Annotated in this window: 13 protein-coding genes and 1 tRNA gene; 4 read left to right on the top strand and 10 right to left on the bottom strand. The window is 69.0% G+C overall.

The window, feature by feature from the left end; genetic code table 11:
* Positions 1-179: 179 nt before the first annotated feature.
* The 3 genes from ACOKGD_RS10020 to ACOKGD_RS10030 all read left to right on the top strand — a co-directional run bounded on the left by ACOKGD_RS10020 (position 180) and on the right by ACOKGD_RS10030 (position 8513).
* Entirely contained in the window at positions 180-7775 is a 7596-nt protein-coding gene (locus tag ACOKGD_RS10020; protein ID WP_421355043.1) for a hypothetical protein, read from the top strand.
* Positions 7776-7910: 135 nt separating this feature from the next.
* Positions 7911-8324 carry a hypothetical protein gene (locus ACOKGD_RS10025; protein WP_342337176.1) on the top strand — a complete coding sequence of 138 codons (414 nt, stop codon included), beginning with the start codon at positions 7911-7913 and terminating at the stop codon, positions 8322-8324.
* Positions 8325-8339: 15 nt separating this feature from the next.
* Entirely contained in the window at positions 8340-8513 is a 174-nt protein-coding gene (locus ACOKGD_RS10030) for a hypothetical protein (protein WP_342337177.1), read from the top strand.
* A gap of 1380 nt (positions 8514-9893) precedes the next feature.
* Here ACOKGD_RS10030 and ACOKGD_RS10035 read toward each other — a convergent pair.
* The 8 genes from ACOKGD_RS10035 to ACOKGD_RS10070 all read right to left on the bottom strand — a co-directional run bounded on the left by ACOKGD_RS10035 (position 9894) and on the right by ACOKGD_RS10070 (position 16633).
* A tRNA-Leu gene (locus tag ACOKGD_RS10035) sits at positions 9894-9967 on the bottom strand.
* A gap of 74 nt (positions 9968-10041) precedes the next feature.
* Positions 10042-11418, bottom strand: coding sequence for an NAD(P)/FAD-dependent oxidoreductase (locus tag ACOKGD_RS10040; RefSeq protein WP_342337178.1), 1377 nt, complete (start codon positions 11416-11418; stop codon positions 10042-10044).
* Between the two features lie 33 nt (positions 11419-11451).
* Positions 11452-12735 (bottom strand): S8 family serine peptidase, encoded by a 1284-nt coding sequence (locus ACOKGD_RS10045; RefSeq protein ID WP_342337179.1) that lies wholly within the window; start codon positions 12733-12735, stop codon positions 11452-11454.
* Entirely contained in the window at positions 12732-13250 is a 519-nt protein-coding gene (locus tag ACOKGD_RS10050; RefSeq protein ID WP_342337180.1) for a DUF501 domain-containing protein, read from the bottom strand. Before ACOKGD_RS10050 ends, ACOKGD_RS10045 begins: the two co-directional genes overlap by 4 nt.
* A gap of 40 nt (positions 13251-13290) precedes the next feature.
* The gene (locus tag ACOKGD_RS10055) at positions 13291-13839 is read right to left on the bottom strand and encodes an FtsB family cell division protein (protein WP_342337181.1); all 549 of its coding nucleotides are present in this window, start codon (positions 13837-13839) and stop codon (positions 13291-13293) included.
* A 30-nt stretch (positions 13840-13869) separates the two neighbouring features.
* Positions 13870-15150 carry a phosphopyruvate hydratase gene (gene eno / locus ACOKGD_RS10060; protein WP_342337182.1) on the bottom strand — a complete coding sequence of 427 codons (1281 nt, stop codon included), beginning with the start codon at positions 15148-15150 and terminating at the stop codon, positions 13870-13872.
* Between the two features lie 77 nt (positions 15151-15227).
* The gene (locus ACOKGD_RS10065) at positions 15228-16259 is read right to left on the bottom strand and encodes a DUF1648 domain-containing protein (RefSeq protein ID WP_342337183.1); all 1032 of its coding nucleotides are present in this window, start codon (positions 16257-16259) and stop codon (positions 15228-15230) included.
* Positions 16256-16633, bottom strand: a complete 378-nt coding sequence (locus tag ACOKGD_RS10070; protein ID WP_342337184.1) for a GntR family transcriptional regulator — start codon at positions 16631-16633, stop codon at positions 16256-16258. Before ACOKGD_RS10070 ends, ACOKGD_RS10065 begins: the two co-directional genes overlap by 4 nt.
* A 103-nt stretch (positions 16634-16736) precedes the next feature.
* Here ACOKGD_RS10070 and ACOKGD_RS10075 point away from each other — a divergent pair, with 103 nt between their 5' ends.
* Positions 16737-17996 carry an APC family permease gene (locus tag ACOKGD_RS10075; protein WP_342337488.1) on the top strand — a complete coding sequence of 420 codons (1260 nt, stop codon included), beginning with the start codon at positions 16737-16739 and terminating at the stop codon, positions 17994-17996.
* A gap of 15 nt (positions 17997-18011) precedes the next feature.
* On the opposite strand, the gene hisS is transcribed toward ACOKGD_RS10075, so the two are convergent.
* Positions 18012-19292 (bottom strand): histidine--tRNA ligase, encoded by a 1281-nt coding sequence (gene hisS / locus ACOKGD_RS10080; RefSeq protein WP_342337185.1) that lies wholly within the window; start codon positions 19290-19292, stop codon positions 18012-18014.
* A 34-nt stretch (positions 19293-19326) separates the two neighbouring features.
* Positions 19327-20010, bottom strand: coding sequence for a MazG family protein (locus tag ACOKGD_RS10085; protein WP_342337186.1), 684 nt, complete (start codon positions 20008-20010; stop codon positions 19327-19329).

Below are 20010 nucleotides of genomic sequence, written 5' to 3' on the forward strand. Positions count from 1 at the left end.
GGTTGCCGAAGATGTTCAGGGACGCGAGCAGCGACCCGATCCGAGAGGTTGTGCTCGGGGCCGCGGATTCGCTGGTCAGCTGGCTTTCGACCTGCGACATGCTCTGGATGATCGAATCGGCGACGGACGACTCGGAGTCGCTCGCCGAGAGGGTGCCGCTGACCGATTCGTAGATCTCGGTGCGCTGCGACTCGCTGCTCGACGACTCGGTGCTCGACGACGACGCCGAGGCGCTCTCCGAGGCGGGCGTGCTCTCCGACGGGGACGACGCCGGCGCGGATCCGCTGGCGGACGCGGAGACCGAACCGCTGACCGACGCGGGGCCCTCGCTCGCCGACGCGGAATCGCTCGCCGACACCGGTGCCGAGCTGCTGAGCGACAGCGACCCGCCCGCCGACGTCGACTCACTGGCCACCGAGGATCCGCTGCCGGATACGGATTCCGAGGCGCTCGGCGCCAGCGACTCACTCGCCGAGGCCGAGCTCGAGCTGCTGGCCGACGCCGAGGCGCTGTCCGACACCGAGGCGCTCGCCGACAGCGAGCCGCTCATCGACGCGGATTCCGATGCGCCGGCAGAGATGGTGCCGCTCGTGGAGGCCGATTCGGAAGTGCTGGTGGAAAGCGAGCCGCTGTCGGACGTCGAGGCGGAGTCGCTCGACGGGAGCGAACCGCTGTCGGACGCCGAGGCGGAGCCGCTGGACGGGAGCGAACCGCTGTCGGAGACGGAATCCGAACCGCTGGTCGATGCCGAGCCGCTCGTCGAGAGCGACGCGCTCGCCGACCCCGAACCGCTGGTGGAGAGCGAATCGCTCGTGGAAGGCGAACCGCTCGTGGACGCCGACTCGGAACCGCTGGTCGACAGCGAACCACTCGTGGAGAGCGATCCACTCGCCGACAGCGAACCGCTGGTGGACCCGGACTCCGAACCACTGGTCGAGAGCGAACCGCTCGTCGACACCGACTCGGAATCGCTCGTCGACAGCGAATCGCTGGTGGAAGCCGACACCGAACCACTCGTGGAGAGCGACCCACTCATCGACGCCGACTCAGAACCACTGGCCGACAGGGAACCGCTCGCCGAAGCCGACGCCGAACCACTGGCCGACAGGGAACCGCCGGCGGAAGCCGACTCCGAACCACTCGTCGACACCGACTCAGAACCACTCATCGATGCGGATTCCGAGCTGCTTGTCGAGAGGGATCCACTCGTCGAAACCGACCCGCTAGTCGAGAGAGACGCGTTCATCGATGCGGACGCCGAACCACTGGTCGACAGAGAACCACTCGTCGACACCGACACAGAACCGCTGGCCGACAGCGAGTCGCTTGTCGAAACCGACTCGGAACCAATGGTGGACAGGGAACCACTGGTCGACGTGGACTCAGAACCACTCGTCGACACCGACTCCGAACCACTCGTCGAGAGCGAACCGCTCGTCGATGCAGACTCCGAACCACTCGTCGATGCGGACACCGAACCACTCGTCGACAGAGAACCACTGGTGGAAACCGACTCCGAACCACTCGTGGAGAGCGACCCGCTTGTCGAAACCGACTCCGAACCACTCGCCGACACCGACTCGGAACCGCTGGCCGACAGCGAACCACTCGTCGAAACCGACTCGGAACCACTGCTCGACAGGGAACCGCTGGTGGAAGCCGACTCCGATCCGCTCGTCGAGAGTGACCCGCTGGTCGACAGCGAACCATCGGTGGAAGCCGACTCAGAACCACTCGTGGACAGCGAACCGCTCGTCGACACGGACTCCGACCCACTCGTCGACAGCGACCCACTTGTCGATGCGGACTCCGAGCTGCTGCTCGAGACCGAACCACTCGTCGACAACGACCCGCTCGTCGATGCGGACTCCGAGCTGCTGGCCGAGACCGAACCACTCGTCGACAACGACCCGCTCGTCGATGCGGACTCCGAGCTGCTGGCCGAGAGCGATCCGCTGGTCGACAGGGACCCACTGGTGGAAGCCGACGCCGAACCACTCGTCGACAGCGAACCACTCGTCGACACCGACTCCGAACCACTCGTCGAGAGCGAGCCACTCGTCGACACGGACTCCGAACCACTCGTCGACAACGAACCACTCGTCGACGCAGACGCCGACCCACTGGCCGACAACGAACCACTCGTCGACACCGACTCGGAACCACTGGTCGAGAGAGAACCACTCGTCGACGCCGAGTCCGAACTGCTAGTGGAGAGCGAGCCACTCGTCGACGCGGACTCAGAACCGCTCGTCGACAACGAACCGCTCGTCGACGCAGACTCCGAGCTGCTGGCCGACACTGACTCAGAACCACTCGTCGACAACGAACCGCTCGTCGACGCAGACTCCGAACCACTGGCCGACAACGAACCACTCGTCGACGCGGACTCAGAACCACTCGTCGACAACGAACCGCTCGTCGACGCAGACTCCGAGCTGCTGGCCGAGAGCGAACCGCTCGTCGAAAGCGACCCACTGGTGGAAGCCGACTCCGACCCACTCGTCGACAACGAACCACTCGTCGAAGCCGACTCCGAACCACTGGTCGAGAGAGAACCACTCGTCGACACCGACTCAGAACCACTCGCCGACAACGAACCACTCGTGGACAGCGAACCGCTCGTCGACGCGGACTCCGAACCACTGGTCGAGAGAGAACCACTCGTCGACACCGACTCAGAACCACTCGCCGACAACGAACCACTCGCTGACACCGACTCAGAACCACTCGCCGACAACGAACCACTCGCCGACACCGACTCAGAACCACTCGCCGACAACGAACCACTCGCCGACACCGACTCCGACCCACTCGCCGACAACGAACCACTCGCCGACACCGACTCAGAACCACTCGCCGACAACGAACCACTCGTCGACACCGACTCAGAACCACTCGCCGACAACGAACCACTCGTCGACACCGACTCAGAACCACTCGCCGACAACGAACCACTCGTCGACACCGACTCAGAACCACTCGTCGATGCGGAGTCCGAACCACTCGTCGACAGCGACCCACTGGTGGAAGCAGACTCGGACCCACTCGTGGACAGCGAACCGCTCGTCGACGCAGACTCCGAGCTGCTGGCCGAGAGCGAACCGCTCGTCGAAAGCGACCCACTGGTGGAAGCAGACTCGGACCCACTCGTCGACAACGACCCACTCGTGGACAGCGAACCGCTCGTCGATACGGACTCCGAGCTGCTGGTCGAGAGCGATCCGCTGGTCGACAGGGAAGCCGACTCGGAACCACTCGTCGAAAGCGACCCACTGGTGGAAGCCGACTCGGACCCACTCGTCGACAACGAGCCACTCGTGGACAGCGAACCGCTCGTCGACGCGGACTCCGAACCACTGGCCGAAAGCGAGCCACTCGTCGACACCGACTCCGAACCGCTCGTCGACAGCGAACCGCTCGTCGACGAGGACTCCGAACCACTCGTCGATAGCGACCCGCTCGTCGATGCGGACTCCGAGCTGCTGGTCGAGAGCGATCCGCTGGTCGACAGGGAAACCGACTCGGACCCACTCGTCGACAACGAGCCACTCGTGGACAGCGAACCGCTCGTCGACGCGGACTCCGAACCGCTGGTCGAGAGCGAACCGCTCGTCGACACCGACTCCGAACCACTCGTCGACGCCGAGTCCGAACCACTCGTGGACAACGAGCCACTCGTCGACAGCGAACCGCTCGTCGACGCAGACTCCGAGCTGCTGGCCGACACCGAACCGCTCGTCGACAACGAACCACTCGTCGACGCGGACTCAGAACCACTCGTCGACAACGACCCACTCGTCGACGCAGACTCCGAGCTGCTGGCCGAGAGCGAACCACTCGTCGACGCGGACTCCGAACCACTGGTCGAGAGAGAACCACTCGTCGACGCCGAGTCCGAACCACTCGTGGACAACGAGCCACTCGTAGACAGCGAACCGCTCGTCGACGCAGACTCCGAGCTGCTGGCCGACAGCGAACCGCTCGTCGAAAGCGACCCACTCATCGATGCAGACTCCGAGCTGCTGCTCGAGACCGAACCGCTCGTCGACACCGACTCAGAACCACTCGTCGACAACGATCCACTCGTCGAAGTCGACTCGGAACCACTCGTCGACAACGAACCACTCGTCGACGCAGACTCCGAACCACTCGTCGACAACGAACCACTCGTGGACAGCGAACCGCTCGTCGATACGGACTCCGAGCTGCTGGTCGAGAGCGATCCGCTGGTCGACAGGGAAGCCGACTCGGAACCACTCGTCGAAAGCGACCCACTGGTGGAAGCCGACTCGGACCCACTCGTCGACAACGAGCCACTCGTGGACAGCGAACCGCTCGTCGACGCGGACTCCGAACCACTGGCCGAAAGCGAGCCACTCGTCGACACCGACTCCGAACCGCTCGTCGACAGCGAACCGCTCGTCGACGAGGACTCCGAACCACTCGTCGATAGCGACCCGCTCGTCGATGCGGACTCCGAGCTGCTGGTCGAGAGCGATCCGCTGGTCGACAGGGAAACCGACTCGGACCCACTCGTCGACAACGAGCCACTCGTGGACAGCGAACCGCTCGTCGACGCGGACTCCGAACCGCTGGTCGAGAGCGAACCGCTCGTCGACACCGACTCCGAACCACTCGTCGACGCCGAGTCCGAACCACTCGTGGACAACGAGCCACTCGTCGACAGCGAACCGCTCGTCGACGCAGACTCCGAGCTGCTGGCCGACACCGAACCGCTCGTCGACAACGAACCACTCGTCGACGCGGACTCAGAACCACTCGTCGACAACGACCCACTCGTCGACGCAGACTCCGAGCTGCTGGCCGAGAGCGAACCACTCGTCGACGCGGACTCCGAACCACTGGTCGAGAGAGAACCACTCGTCGACGCCGAGTCCGAACCACTCGTGGACAACGAGCCACTCGTAGACAGCGAACCGCTCGTCGACGCAGACTCCGAGCTGCTGGCCGACAGCGAACCGCTCGTCGAAAGCGACCCACTCATCGATGCAGACTCCGAGCTGCTGCTCGAGACCGAACCGCTCGTCGACACCGACTCAGAACCACTCGTCGACAACGATCCACTCGTCGAAGTCGACTCGGAACCACTCGTCGACAACGAACCACTCGTCGACGCAGACTCCGAACCACTCGTCGACAACGAACCACTCGTGGACAGCGAACCGCTCGTCGATACGGACTCCGAGCTGCTGGTCGAGAGCGATCCGCTGGTCGACAGGGAAGCCGACTCGGAACCACTCGTCGAAAGCGACCCACTGGTGGAAGCCGACTCGGACCCACTCGTCGACAACGAGCCACTCGTGGACAGCGAACCGCTCGTCGACGCGGACTCCGAACCACTGGCCGAAAGCGAGCCACTCGTCGACACCGACTCCGAACCGCTCGTCGACAGCGAACCGCTCGTCGACGAGGACTCCGAACCACTCGTCGATAGCGACCCGCTCGTCGATGCGGACTCCGAGCTGCTGGTCGAGAGCGATCCGCTGGTCGACAGGGAAACCGACTCGGACCCACTCGTCGACAACGAGCCACTCGTGGACAGCGAACCGCTCGTCGACGCGGACTCCGAACCGCTGGTCGAGAGCGAACCGCTCGTCGACACCGACTCCGAACCACTCGTCGACGCCGAGTCCGAACCACTCGTGGACAACGAGCCACTCGTCGACAGCGAACCGCTCGTCGACGCAGACTCCGAGCTGCTGGCCGACACCGAACCGCTCGTCGACAACGAACCACTCGTCGACGCGGACTCAGAACCACTCGTCGACAACGACCCACTCGTCGACGCAGACTCCGAGCTGCTGGCCGAGAGCGAACCACTCGTCGACGCGGACTCCGAACCACTGGTCGAGAGAGAACCACTCGTCGACGCCGAGTCCGAACCACTCGTGGACAACGAGCCACTCGTAGACAGCGAACCGCTCGTCGACGCGGACTCCGACCCACTCGTCGACAACGAAACACTCGTCGACACCGACTCCGAACCACTCGTAGACAACGAACCGCTCGTCGACACCGACTCCGAACCACTCGTCGACAGCGACCCGCTCGTCGACGCGGACTCCGAGCTGCTGGCCGAGAGCGAACCGCTCGTCGAAAGCGACCCACTGGTGGAAGCCGACTCGGACCCGCTCGTCGACAGCGAACCGCTCGTCGACGCAGACTCCGAACCACTGGTCGAGAGCGAACCACTCGTCGAAGCAGACTCCGACCCACTCGTCGACGCAGACTCCGACCCACTCGTCGACGCAGACTCCGACCCACTCGTCGACGCAGACTCCGAACTGCTGGCCGACACCGAACCACTCGTCGACAACGAACCGCTCGTCGATGCGGACTCGGAGTTGCTGCCCGAGACCGAACCGCTCGTCGAAAGTGACCCGCTGGTGGAAGCCGACTCAGAGCCACTCGTCGACAGCGACCCGCTCGTCGATGCGGACTCCGACCCACTCGTCGACAACGACCCACTCGTCGACACGGACTCCGACCCACTCGTCGACAACGACCCACTCGTCGACACGGACTCCGAATCACTCGTCGACAACGAACCACTCGTCGACGCAGACTCCGAACCACTGGCCGACAGCGAACCACTCGTCGACGCGGACTCCGAGCCGCTGGTCGAGAGCGAACTGCTCGTCGAAAGCGACCCACTAGTGGAAGCCGACTCAGAACCACTCGCCGACAACGAACCACTCGTCGACGCGGACTCCGAGCCGCTGGTCGAGAGCGAACCGCTCGTCGATAGCAACCCACTCGTAGAAGCCGACTCCGACCCACTCGTCGACACCGACCCACTCGTCGACACCGACTCAGAACCACTCGACGACAGAGAACCACTCGTCGACAGAGAGCCACTCGTCGACAGAGAGCCACTCGTCGACAGGGAACCACTTGTCGACAGGGAACCACTTGTCGACACCGACTCGGAACCACTGGTGGACGCCGACGCCGACCCACTCGTCGAAAGCGAACCGCTCGTGGACGCAGACGCCGACCCACTGGTCGAAAGGGAACCACTCGTGGACGCGGACGCCGAACCACTCGTCGACACCGAACCACTCGTCGACAACGACCCACTCGTCGACAACGACCCACTCGTCGACACCGAACCACTCGTCGACAACGACCCACTCGTCGACACCGAACCACTCGTCGAGAGCGACCCACTCGTCGACACCGACCCACTCGTCGACAGCGAACCGCTTGTCGACGTCGACGCCGACGCGCTCGTCGACAAAGAACCACTCGTCGACGCCGACGCCGACACCGAACCACTCGCCGATACGGAGCTACTGGTCGAGAGAGAACCACTAGTAGAGGCAGACGCCGACCCACTCGTCGACAGCGACCCACTCGTCGAAGCAAACGCCGAACCACTCGTCGACAGCGAACCGCTCGTCGACGTAGACGTGGATCCCGATGCGCTGCTCGACAGCGACCCGCTCACGGAGGTCGACTGGCTCGCCGAAGCCGAACCGGACTTGCTCGCAGAGGCCGATTGGCTGGTCGAACCGGACGCGGATGTGCTGGCGGAGGTCGACTGGCTCGCGGAGGACGAGCCACTCGTCGAGACCGACTGGCTCGCAGACAGGGATCCGCTGGTGGAGGCCGACTTGCTCCCGCTGGTCGACAGCGAGCCGCTGACGGATGCCGACGCCGAGCCCGACGCGCTGCTCGAGAGGGAGCCCGCTGTGCTGGCCGATGCCGACTGGCTGACGGAGGACGAGCCGCTGACCGACGCGGACTGACTTGCCGCGGTCGATGCGGCCTTGCTCGCGGAAGACGACTGACTGGCCGAGAGGGATCCGGAGGAGCTCGCCGAAACCGACTGACTGCCTGACAGGCTCGCGGACGTCGACTGGCTCACAGAAGCCGACCCCGACGTGCTCGCCGCGACCGACTGGCTGCCCGACGCAGAGGTCGATGTGCTCGCCGAGGCCGACTGGCTGCCCGAGACCGAGGCCGCTTTGCTGACCGACGCGGATTGGCTGGCCGAGACGAATCCGGACGTGCTGGCGGAGGTCGACTGGCTGGACGACGCCGAACCCGATGCGCTCACCGCTGCCGACCCCGATGTGCTCGCAGATGCCGACTGGCTGGACGACGCCAGTGCCGACGCGCTGGCCGAGGCCGAGCCGCTCGCCGAGGTGGACTGGCCGGCGGCGGCGACGGCCGACTTGCTCGTCGACGCCGAGCTGCTCGCGCTCGTCGTCGCCGACTGCGTCAGCGAGAGACTGGCCGACTGGCTGTTCGAGACGATCATGCTGGGTGTGCTGACCGACGTGCCGCTGAAGTAGTAGAACAGCGAGTTGATGTCGTACACCGACATGCCGCCGGCCGGCAGCGCCTGGACGGCGATCAGCAGGCCGCCGCTCGTGGTCAGGTACCCCGCGTACAGCGTGTCGCCGATGTACATCGGGTTCGTGATGAACCGGGCCTGCACCCCGTTGATCGTCACGTCCGTCGCGGAGATCACGGCGGCGTAGTTCGACGCGGTGATGCTGCCATCGGAGGTCGTGATGGCGGTGCGGTAGGTGACGTTGGTGCCGTTGAACCGGCTGTATCCCGTCATCGAGTACCAGGCTCGCCCGGCCGAGGTGCTCGAGAGCCTCGGATCGGCGCCCGCACCGTAGGAGATCGACGCGTTCGTCAGCCCCTGGTCGGAGTAGGTGGGGATCACCGGCGCGGTGGCGGCGGCGGTCCGCATCAGCGACGCGGCGTTGACGGCTGCGACCGACTGACTGGCCGAGGTGCTCTGCGACGTCGATGCCGAGGTCGACGCGCTCACGGATCCGCTCTGCGAGGCCACCGCGGAGGCCGAAGACGATGTGCTCGCCGACGTGCTCTGCGAGGCCGCCGCCGAAGACGAAGAGCTCGTCGATGTGCGCTGCGCGACCGAATCGGATGCCGACACGGACGCGCTGGACGAGTCGCTCGCCGAGGCCCGCTGGACCGCCGAATTGGTCGCCGAGACCATCGCGCTGGTGGAGCCGCTCGCGGAAACGGAAGCGGAGGTCGATGCCGACGACGACGCCAGCACGGAGCCGCTCTGCGACGCGGACGAGGAGGCTGAGAGGCTGGCGGCCGATGCCGACACGGACGCACCCGCCGACTGCGACGCCGACACGGACGCGCTGGTCGACTGGGAGGTCGATGCCGATCCGCTCGCCGAGCCGGAAGGCGCGGACACGCTGGCGGACACGGAGGCGACCGACTCGCTGCCTGCCGCCGGCGCCGCCGAGTCGCTCGCCGTCTGGGTGGCGGCGGTCTCGCTCGCGGGGGCCGGAGCCGCGGACGGGCTCGCTGCCGACTCGCTCGCGGGGGCGGGCGCGGGTGCCGCCGATTCGCTGACCGGAGCCGGCGCGGGGGCGGCCGACTCGCTCGCGGGAACGGGCGCAGCCGATTCGCTCGCCGGCGCGGGGGCGGTCGACTCGCTCGGCACCGCCACCACGGCGGACTCGCTCACTGCCGCGGTCGACTCCGAGACGGAGTCGGCGGTCGCCGAACCGCTGCCCGGCGTCAGGACCGCGCTGCCCTCGGTCGCGAGCGCCTTGAGGTTCGCCGCAGTGATGTCAAAAGATACGGGCGTGTTATCCGACATGGCCTACCGTCCCTCGTTCCGCACCGAGCCAGACGGCATCGAATTCATCGTCGACTTCGGTCCCCCCACGGACGCGGCCTCCCCTTCGTCCCATGGTCGGCTGTCGACAGATCCGGCCGTCCCGAGGGACAGCCGGAGTGAGGACGCGATCCACGATCCGCCCGATCCTATCGGGATACCGGACCCGGATTCGACACGTCTCCGATCAGCGGGACTGAGCCGTGGTCGGCGGTGCGGAGGCCTCCGGTCGGGGCCCCGGCTGGTGTCCCCCCGCTGGGATTCGAACCCAGACTGCGGCGAGTTTAAGTCGCCTGCCTCTGCCGGTTGGGCTACGGGGGGCTCGTCCACGCTACCGGCGCAGACGGCGAGAGCCGCCACCCCCTCGCGGGAGTGGCGGCTCTCAGGCGCTGCGCTTACTTGGCCTCGATCGGAGCGGCGACCGGCTCGACCGGCGCCTCGAGCGGGGGCTTCGGGCGCGAGGCGAAGGCCTCGAAGAACGCGCGGGGCTCCTGCGCGGCGGCCAGCTGCACGGTGTCGCGACCGAGGAAGAAGTTGTGCACCCAACCCCAGATGACGCGCCACTTGCGCTCCCACGTCGGCATCGCCAGGCCGTGGTAGCCGCGGTGCGCGACCCAGGCGACGAAGCCCTTGAGGGCGGTCTTGCCGGACTGGAAGACGCCGTTGTAGAGACCGAGGCCCGCGACGGCGCCGAGGTTCTTGTGGTAGTAGTCCACCGGCTCCTCGCCGCGCAGGACCGCGACGAGGTTCTTCGCGAGGCGCTTGGCCTGGCGGACGGCGTGCTGCGCGTTCGGGACGCACGAGCCGTCGGGAAGACCACCGGTCTTGTCCGGGACGGCGGCGACGTCACCGGCGGCCCAGGCGCCCTCGACGATGTTCTTGTCGGCGTCGATGACGCGCAGGTCGGCCTGCGTCGTGATGCGGCCGCGGGGCTCGAGCGGGAGGTCGCCGCCGCGGGTGACCTGCGGGTTCGCCATGACGCCCGCGGTCCAGACGATCAGGCCCGAGGGGTACGAGTCGCCCGTCGAGGTCTCGACGATGCCGTCGACGGCCGAGGTGACCTGCGTGTCGAGGTGCACGTTGGCGCCGCGCTTGGCGAGGTCCTTGAGCACCCACTCGCTCGTGGGGAGCGACACCTCGGGCATGATGCGGCCCATCGCCTCGATGAGGTGGAACTGCGTCTCCTCGAACGTGATGCCGTCGAAGTCCTTCAGCAGCGCCGAGGCGAGCGAGCGCAGCTCGGCGAAGGTCTCGATGCCGGCGAAGCCGCCGCCGACGACGACGGTCGTCAGCAGGCGCTGGCGCAGCGGGTCGCCCTGGGGCAGCGCCGACGCCTTCTCGAAGTTCGAGATCAGGGTGTCGCGGACGTAGATGGCCTCTTCGACCGACTTCAGACCGACCGCGTTCTCGGCGATGCCCGGGATCGGGAAGGTGCGCGAGACGGATCCGGCGGTCACGACGATGTGGTCGTACGCGAGCTCGTAGGACTCGCCACCCTCGGGCGTGATCGTCGCCGTCTTGTTCGCGTGGTCGATGCCGGTCACCTTGGCGGTGACGAGCTCGGTGCGCTTGAGGTGACGACGGTGCGAGACGACCGTGTGACGGGGCTCGATCGATCCGGCCGCGACCTCGGGCAGGAAGGGCAGGTACGTCATGTACGGAAGCGGGTCGACCATGACGATCTCCGCCTCCCCGCGACGCAGGTGCTTCTCGAGCTTCCACGCGGTGTAGAAGCCCGCGTAGCCGCCGCCGACGATGAGGATCTTGGGCACGAGTGAAGAACTCCTTGAGTCAGGGATTGCCGGCTACCGCCGCACACGGGCCGAACGGGCGCGTCGCACAGCCGCGATGACACCCAGCACCACGAGAATACCAGCGCTGCAGAGGGCGAAGAGCGGCAGGGTGCCTGTGCGCAGTTCGTCGGCCGACGGGAGGAACGAGGATCCGGACTCGGTGTGGGTGTCGGCGGGCGGCAGCGGCGGGATCTCCACGGGGGTCGCGGTGGGCGTCGGCACCGGCTCCGCCTCCTGGCGGCGATAGACCTCGATCCAGCGCTGGAGGTCGCCCATCGGGTTGCGCGACGCCGCCGGGATCGACGCCTTCACGGCGGCCTCCGCGTCGATGACCCCGTACCCGTAGAGCGGATCCGGCACCTTGTCGACCTCGGCCGGCGGCACCGCCGTCCGGATGATCCGGTTGATCACGTCGACCGCGGGCATGTCGGGGTGCGCCGATCGGACGAGCGCCGCGACGCCCGCGACGATGGGAGCCGCACCGCTGGTGCCCTTCCACTCGTCGATCTCGCCGTCGGCCGAGACGCCGAGCAGCTTCTCGCTGGGCGCCGCCACGCCGATGGTGATGCCCTGGGTGGAGGCCTCGACGCTGGCCTTGCCCTGCGGATCGACGCCGGCGACGGTGAGGACGCCCGGGATCGTCGCGGGCGCACCGACCGAGCGGGTGCCGCTGCCGCGGTTGCCCGCGGCGACCACGATGACAACGTCCTTCTTCATCGCATAGAGGAACGCGTCGTCCCACGACTCGTCCCAGCTCTGCGCGTTCGTCGTGAAGGAGAGGTTGATGACGTCGGCGCCCTTGTCGACCGACCACACGATGGCGTCCGCCACCTGCTCGGTGAACGGGACGGTCGCCGAGTCACCGAAGCCCAGCGAGACGGAGAGCAGGTCGGCCTCGGGGGCCACACCGACCATCGCGTTCGGGCTGTCCGTGCCGCGGGCCGCCGCGAGCGAGGCGACCCAGCTGCCGTGGTTGCGGTTGACGACGTCGACCGGCGTGCGGCCGTTCGAGGTCCCCGCACCGGAGACATCGGTGCCGCCGACGACGGCGCCCTCGAACTCCTTCGGCCCGTCGACGATGCCGGTGTCGATGACGGCGATGGTGACGCCCTTGCCCTTCGTGGTCGCCCACGCCTTGTCGATGCCCAGATCCTTGATCCAGTACTCACGCTCGTGGATCGTGGGCGCCGCGGTAGCGGCCGGTGTCCCCTCGGGCGTCGGGGTGGGCGTGGGCGAGGCCCCCGTCAGCAGGACGAGGGCGAGGCCGAACGCCGCGAGGCGGGCGAGCTGCCTCATCCAGCCTTCCCCGGCTCGGCGCATTCGCACCGCTCGGGCGACCAGGCCGACCGGGCGAGCGCGGCGTCGCCTACGGGGTTGACTCCGGCGCCGGCAGCGAGCGCGTGGCCCGCGAGGGCGTGGAGGCACTTGACGCGGGTGGGCATGCCGCCCGCGGAGATGCCGTCGATCTCGGGGACGTCGCCGAACTGCGCGCGGTCGGCGATGAACGCCTCGTGCGCGCGCAGGTAGTGCGCGGCGAACTCGGGCTCGTCGGCCAGGCGCTGCTGCAGCTCGACCATGACCTGACCGACCTCGAGGCGCGACATCTCGGCCGTGGCGGCCGGGTGGGTCAGGTAGTAGAACGTCGGGAACGGCGTGCCATCGGGCAGGCGCGGGGACGTCGCCACGACGGTGGGGTTGCCGCACACGCAGCGCGCGGCGATGCCGACGACGCCGCGGGCCTCGCGGCCGAGCTGGGACGAGACGACCTCGATGTCGATGTCACGGACAGGGGCGAAGGGAGGCGTCGTCACTCCCCCAGGGTACCGGCGGGGCCCTGGGAAACCCCGGACGTCACGGCGCGGGCGACTCGGTGGGCGATGGCCCGTCGGGCACGCCGATGGTGATCTCCATCGCCGTCTGGGCGGTGCCGGCCCCCGCGAACGAGCGCAGCAGACCGCCGATCCAGTCGGACTTCTGCTCCTCGACCTCGGCACTCACCGGATCCGGATCCTGCGGTGCGTCGGTCTCGTCGAGATCGTCGATGACGAGGAAGCGCACCTCACCCGGCTTCACGTAGTACAGCCGCTCTCGCGCCTGAGTGGTGATGTAGGCGGGGTCCTTCCAGCGCTCACGCTCGCGCTCGAGCGCGGTGATCTCGTCCTGAGTGACCTGCACCGACTCGGCGAGGGCGGCGATCTTCTGCCGCTGCTCGACATAGGTCGCGACCGACGGGGTCAGGATCAGCACCGCGAGGACGACGAGCAGCAGCATGATGCCGGTGAAGGCCGAGAAGCGGATCCCGCCGAGCCACTCGCGGGCGTCGGGCGTCGCGGCCGCGGATCGGGATGCGCCGCGACCTCTGCCCGGAGACGGAGAAGGGGGAGCCGGCCTCTTGGTCACGACTCCCCCTCTCCTTGAAACTGCTGCGGATTACGCCGTGAAGCGCGGGTAGGCGCTGCGTCCGGCGAACTTCGCGGCGGAGCCCAGCTCCTCCTCGATGCGCAGAAGCTGATTGTACTTCGCGACGCGATCGCTGCGAGCGGGCGCGCCCGACTTGATCTGACCGACGTTCAGCGCGACGGCGAGGTCGGCGATGGTGGTGTCCTCGGTCTCGCCGGAGCGGTGCGACATCATGACGGTGTAGCCCGAGTTGTGGGCCAGCGCCACGGCGTCGAGCGTCTCGGTGAGCGAGCCGATCTGGTTCACCTTGCACAGGAGCGAGTTGGCGACACCGCGCTTGATGCCGTCCGCGAGACGCTGCGGGTTGGTGACGAACAGGTCGTCGCCGACGAGCTGCACCTTCGAGCCGATGCGGTCGGTGAGGTTCTTCCAGCCGTCCCAGTCGTCCTCCGCGAGGGCGTCCTCGATCGTGACGAGCGGGAAGTTGGCGAGCAGGTCCTCGTAGTAGGAGGTCAGCTCGTCGGCCGACCACTCCTTGCCCTCGAAGTGGTACTTGCCGTTCTCGAAGAACTCGGTGGCGGCGACGTCGAGGCCCACGGCGATGTCGGTGCCCGGCGTGTAGCCGGCCTTCTCGATCGCCTTGAGCAGGAACTCGAGCGCCTCGCGGTTGCTGGGCAGGTCGGGGGCGAAGCCGCCCTCGTCGCCGAGGCCGGTGGCGTAGCCGTTGGCCTTCAGCTCGCTCTTGAGCACGTGGTAGGTCTCGGTGCCCCAGCGGAGCGCCTCGGCGAACGTCTCGGCACCGTGCGGCACGAGGAAGAACTCCTGCATGTCGACGCCGGTGTCGGCGTGGGCGCCGCCGTTGATGACGTTGAGGGCGGGAACGGGCAGGACGTGCGCGTTCGGGCCGCCGATGTAGCGGAACAGGGGCAGGTCGGCCGAGTCGGCGGCGGCCTTGGCCACCGCGAGGCTGACGCCCAGGATCGCGTTCGCGCCGGTGCGCGACTTGTTCTCGGTGCCGTCGGCCTCGATGAGGGCGGCGTCGATCACGCGCTGGTCGCTGGCGTCGAGACCCTCGATCGCCGGGCCGAGCTCGTCGATGACGGCGGCGACGGCCTTCTGGACACCCTTGCCGGCGTAGCGACCCTTGTCGCCATCGCGCAGCTCGTACGCCTCGAACGCGCCGGTGGACGCACCGGACGGGACGGCTGCGCGCTGGACGACGCCGTCTTCGAGGAGCACCTCCACCTCGACGGTCGGGTTTCCGCGCGAATCCAGGATCTCGCGAGCTCCTACAGCTTCGATCAGTGCCACGGGATGACTTCCTCTCAGTGGACGATGTGGGGCCCGCACAGCCCCGGGGCCAAGTCTAGGGCGTGCACAGGGCTCGCTCAGGACGTGATCGCCCGCAGCAGCGCGACGGCCCTCTCGGCGTCGTCGACCGTGACGGTCAGCATCCGGCCGTCGGCGCGGGTGATGCGCAACGCCTCCCCGGCGCGCATCACGATGCCCGTGCCGGATCCCGGCGCGAGGCGCCAGCCCCACCCGCCGTATTCGCCGAGCGGGTTCACGTCCACCGCCTCGGCCTGCGCGATGTCGGCGGCGGCCACGTGCGTCCGCGGCCATCCGAGAGCCGAGCGCACCGTGAGCCCCGTGCGGTCCACGCGCACGTGGAAGGTGGTGAACCCCGCGATCATCACACCGATCAGCGCGGCCGTGCCGAGCAGCACCCAGGACGCGGGCGAGACCCGACCGGCAGCGGCGACGTCCATCGAGATGAGGATGATCGCGCCGGCAGCGAGCGCCAGCAGGAGCAGCAGCAGCGAGAGACGCCCGGCGCGTGCCATGCGCGCATCGCGCATCCAGACGACCTGCTCCCCCGGTGAGAGCCGGACCGGATCGGGGTCGACCGTCGGCTGCGTCACCACCGGGGGCTCCGACGTCAGCCGCCAGGCGAGGGCGGCGAGCGCGAGGGCGACCACCGCCGCGGCCAGCAGGATCGGGATAATGGACGGCGCCGCGGCCGGGTTCTCGAGCCCCAGCTGGATGAGCATGCCGCCGAGGGTGAGCAGGCCGACGAGCGAGGCCGTGAAGACGGATGCCGCGGCGAGGAGGCGCGCGCGGACGGGGGCGGTGGCCCGCCGGATCGCCGAGAGCACCGGGATCCCGAGCGACAGCGTCACCAGCAGGCCGACCGCCACGGTCAGCAGCGGGTTGATCCACGCCGGGCCGAGCGCGTCGGCCTCGCCCGTGGCGCCCCAGTGCACCGCGATGTCGCGCGGCAGCGCGGGCAGCAGGGCCAACTGGAGGATCGCGATCGCGGTCGCGATGCCGATCGGCAGCACGATCCCGACCAGGCGGAAGCGGCGGGCGGCCTGAGCGGTCTCACTCGAGAGCGGGAGGTGCGGGCGGGGCGTGGTCATGACGACTCCTCATCGTCGGAGATGGGCGGGGAGGTGTCGCGGATCATCGCAACGAGCGACTCGCGCGCGACGCCGAGGGCGCGCGCGCGGGCGACGAGCGCCTCGACGTCGTGATGCACGTCGGCCAGGGCGACGGCGCGATCGGTGAGCACGGCTCCGCGCCCCCGGCGCATGTCGACGAGCCCCTCGTCGCGGAGCTCCTGGTAGGCGCGCAGCACCGTGTGGAGGTTCACCCCGAGCGACGAGGCGACCTCGCGGGCGGCCGGGAGGCGGTCGCCGGCGGAAAGCCGGGCGGCCGCGACGTCGGCGCGGATGGACGCCGCGAGCTGCGCGAACACGGGTTCGTCGCGGGTCGGATCGATCCGGATCAACATGCACTTATTCTACCTCAATTAGAACAGTTGGCTCACCGAGGCGCCACGCCACCTGCCCGGTGCGATCGCGACATGTCTGCCGCATATACTCCGGCGCATGTCGATGACGTCACCGCCGCTCGCCCGCCGTCTCGGTCTCGGAGACGCCGTCGCGATCGGGCTCGGCGCCATGATCGGCGCGGGCGTCTTCGCCGCGTTCGGGCCGGCAGCCCGCGCCGCCGGCCCCTGGATGCTCGCCGGCCTGGCGGTCGCCGCCGTGGTCGCGTTCTGCAACGCCACGGCCTCGGCGCAGCTCGCCGCGGTGCACACCGTCGCCGGCGGCACGTACGCGTACGGCCGCGCCGAGCTCGGCGCCTGGTGGGGGTTCGCCGCGGGGTGGTGCTTCGTCATCGGCAAGCTCGCCAGCTGCGCCGCGATGGCGATGACGTTCGCCGCGTACGCCGCACCCGCCGGCTGGGAGCGACCGGTGGCGATCCTGGCCGTCGGCGCCCTCGTCGGCGTGAACCTGCTCGGCGTCACCCGCACCGCCCTGGCGGCGAGGATCATCGTCGCCGTCGCGCTGATCGCGCTCGCGGTGGCGGTGGCGGCGGGCTTCGCCGCTCCCCCGGCCGCGGGCGGCGCCTTCGCCGGCGAGCTGCCCTCGGGCGTGCTCGGGCTGCTGCAGTCGGCCGGACTGCTGTTCTTCGCCTTCGCGGGCTACGCGCGGATCGCGACCATGGGCGAGGAGGTCAAGGATCCCTCCCGCACGATCCCGCGGGCGATCACGATCGCGTTCGTCGTCGCGCTGGTTGTGTACGCCGCGGTGGGCTCCGCGCTGCTCTGGGCCCTCGGGGCCGAGGGGACGGCGGCATCCGCGGCCCCGCTGTCGGACGCGGCGGTCGCCGCGGGCTGGGACGGGGCCGCCCCGGTGATCCGCGTCGGCGCCGCGGCCGCGTCGCTCGGCGCCCTGCTCGCGCTGATCGCCGGCATCGGGCGCACGGGCCTGGCCATGGCGCGCGAGCATGACCTGCCGGCGTTCCTCGCCGCGGTCCACCCGCGGTTCCGGGTGCCGCATCGCATGGAGCTCGCCGTCGGTGTTGTGGTGATCGCCGTGGTGGCGTTCGCCGACCTGCGCGGGGCGATCGGCTTCTCATCGTTCGGCGTGCTGCTGTACTACCTGATCGCGAACCTCTCGGCGCTGCGGCAGGGACGGGCCGTGCGCCGGTATCCGCGCGTTCTGCAGGTGCTGGGGGCGGTCGGGTGCGTGGTGCTCGCCTTCACGCTGCCGTGGCAGAGCGTCGCCGCCGGTGCGGGCGTGCTCGCCGTCGGTGTCGCCGGACGCGCCCTGCGGCTGCAGCGAGAGCGCAGGCGATCCGGCGAGTAGGGCGGCGCGGCCGGATCAGCCGAGCTGCTTGAACTCCAGGTCGCCGCGCGTGGTGCCGGTGCGCACCGACGCGAACGCGGTGTAGCCGTCGGCCTCGGCGCGCTCGAGCAGCACCTTCATGTTCTTGGGACGCTGCTCGAGGCGGACGCGCGAGCCCTCCGCGATCAGCTGGGCCTTGAGCCCCAGCAGCTCGGCCATCGGGACGTCCTTGTCGTGCACCAGCACCACGGCGGGGGCCGCCGCGTCGTCGGCGAGGGAGACGAGGTCGACGATGCGCTCGAAGCCGATCGAGAAGCCCACGGCGGGCACGTCCTGGCCGAGGAAGCGGCCGATCATGCCGTCGTAGCGGCCGCCGCCGCCGAGCGAGTACGACACCGACGGGTGCGCCAGCTCGAAGATCGTGCCCGTGTAGTAGCCCATGCCGCGCACGAGGAACGGATCGAACTGGAGCGGCACCTCTCCCCCGCGGGCAGCCCCGACCGACTCGCCGATCCCGACCAGGTGCGCCACGACATCCTGCGCGATGCCCTCGGGCAGGGCCTTGCGGATCTGCGCCTCGCCGTACGGGAGGAGCTCCAGCGTCTGCGGACGGGTGAGGAACGCCTCGAACGCGTCGACCGCCGTCGCCGTGGCGCCGCGGTCGCGCAGCTCGGCGGTGACGCCCGACGGGCCGATCTTGTCGAGCTTGTCGATCGTGATGAGGACGCCCGGGCGCGCCTCGGGGGCGAATCCGAACACGTCGAGCATCGCATCGAGCGCGCGACGATCGTTGATCCGGACCGTCGCCCCTTCGAGCGAGAGCGCCGCGAGCGTGTCGAGCGACGCGGCGATCAGCTCGGCCTCCGCCCGCGCGGAGGCGTCGCCGATGATGTCGATGTCGCACTGCATGAACTGGCGGTAGCGACCCTTCTGGGGCCGCTCCGCGCGCCACACCGGCGCGATCTGGATCGAGCGGAAGACCCCCGGGAGCTCGCCGCGGTGGGTCGCGTAGAAGCGCGCCAGCGGCACCGTGAGGTCATAGCGCAGGCCGAGATCCGTCAGGCCCGCCTGGTCCTCGGCCGTGGCCCGGATGCCATCGGCATCGAGACCCCGGCGCAGGATGTTGAACGCGAGCTTCTCGTTGTCGCCGCCGATGCCGGCGTGAAGGCGCGCGTACTCCTCCATCACCGGCGTCTCGATCTCGTCGAAGCCGTGGGCGCGGTAGCGCTCGCGGATGACGGCGAGCACACGCTCGCGACGAGCCTTGTCAGCGGGGAGGAAGTCGCGCATGCCGCGCGGCGCATTCACGGAAGCCATAGCCCTTCGATTCTCCCAGACGCGAGGGAGTGACTCAGGCCTCGGCGTCGCGGATGTCGGCCTCGAGCTCGCGCAGCCGCTCGCGCAGGGCGCGTTCGGCATCCCAGCCCTTCGCGCGCGCCGCGGCGGTGAGGGTCAGCAGCAGGTCGCCGAGCTCCTCCTCGGTCTCGGGGACGGCCCCCACCTCCTCGGCGTCGTGCACAGCCAGGGCGATCTCGCCGCCCACACCCACCTGTCCCGCCTTGCCGAGCAGCTTCTGCGCGAGCGCGAGCGACGGCATCGAGCGCGCCACCCCGTCGAGCACGGAGGCGCGCTGACGCTTCTCGGCCGCCTTGGCCGCATTCCACAGCTCGAGCACCCGCTCGGGCGTCTCGGCCGTCTCCCCCGCGAACACATGCGGGTGACGCCGCACCATCTTCTCGACGAGCGCCTCGGCGACGTCGTCGATCGTGAACGGATCCTCCCCGTCGCGCGAGGCGATCTCGGTATGGAACAGCACCTGCCACAGCAGGTCGCCGAGCTCCTCGCGCAGGTCGGCTCGGGATCCGTTCTCGATGGCGTCGACGAGCTCGTGGCTCTCCTCGATCAGGTACGGGACGAGCGCGCGGTGGTCGATCGCCTGCGTCCACACGCAGCGGTCGCGCACCGCGCGCATCGTCTCGACGGCCTGCGAGAGCGCGCCCTCGCCCGATCCACCCGCGCCCGATCCGGAAGTCAT

Origin of the sequence: Microbacterium phosphatis (assembly GCF_049177115.1) — a bacterium.
Lineage (GTDB): Bacteria > Actinomycetota > Actinomycetes > Actinomycetales > Microbacteriaceae > Microbacterium > Microbacterium phosphatis.

Coding starts and splice junctions, on each gene's coding strand:
- ACOKGD_RS10030 (WP_342337177.1), top strand. CDS start 8,340: ATGTCGTACACCGACATGCCGCCGGCCGGCAGCGCCTGGACGGCGATC.
- ACOKGD_RS10085 (WP_342337186.1), bottom strand. CDS start 20,010: ATGACTTCCGGATCGGGCGCGGGTGGATCGGGCGAGGGCGCGCTCTCG.
- ACOKGD_RS10065 (WP_342337183.1), bottom strand. CDS start 16,259: ATGACCACGCCCCGCCCGCACCTCCCGCTCTCGAGTGAGACCGCTCAG.
- hisS (WP_342337185.1), bottom strand. CDS start 19,292: ATGGCTTCCGTGAATGCGCCGCGCGGCATGCGCGACTTCCTCCCCGCT.
- ACOKGD_RS10045 (WP_342337179.1), bottom strand. CDS start 12,735: ATGAGGCAGCTCGCCCGCCTCGCGGCGTTCGGCCTCGCCCTCGTCCTG.
- ACOKGD_RS10070 (WP_342337184.1), bottom strand. CDS start 16,633: ATGTTGATCCGGATCGATCCGACCCGCGACGAACCCGTGTTCGCGCAG.
- ACOKGD_RS10075 (WP_342337488.1), top strand. CDS start 16,737: ATGACGTCACCGCCGCTCGCCCGCCGTCTCGGTCTCGGAGACGCCGTC.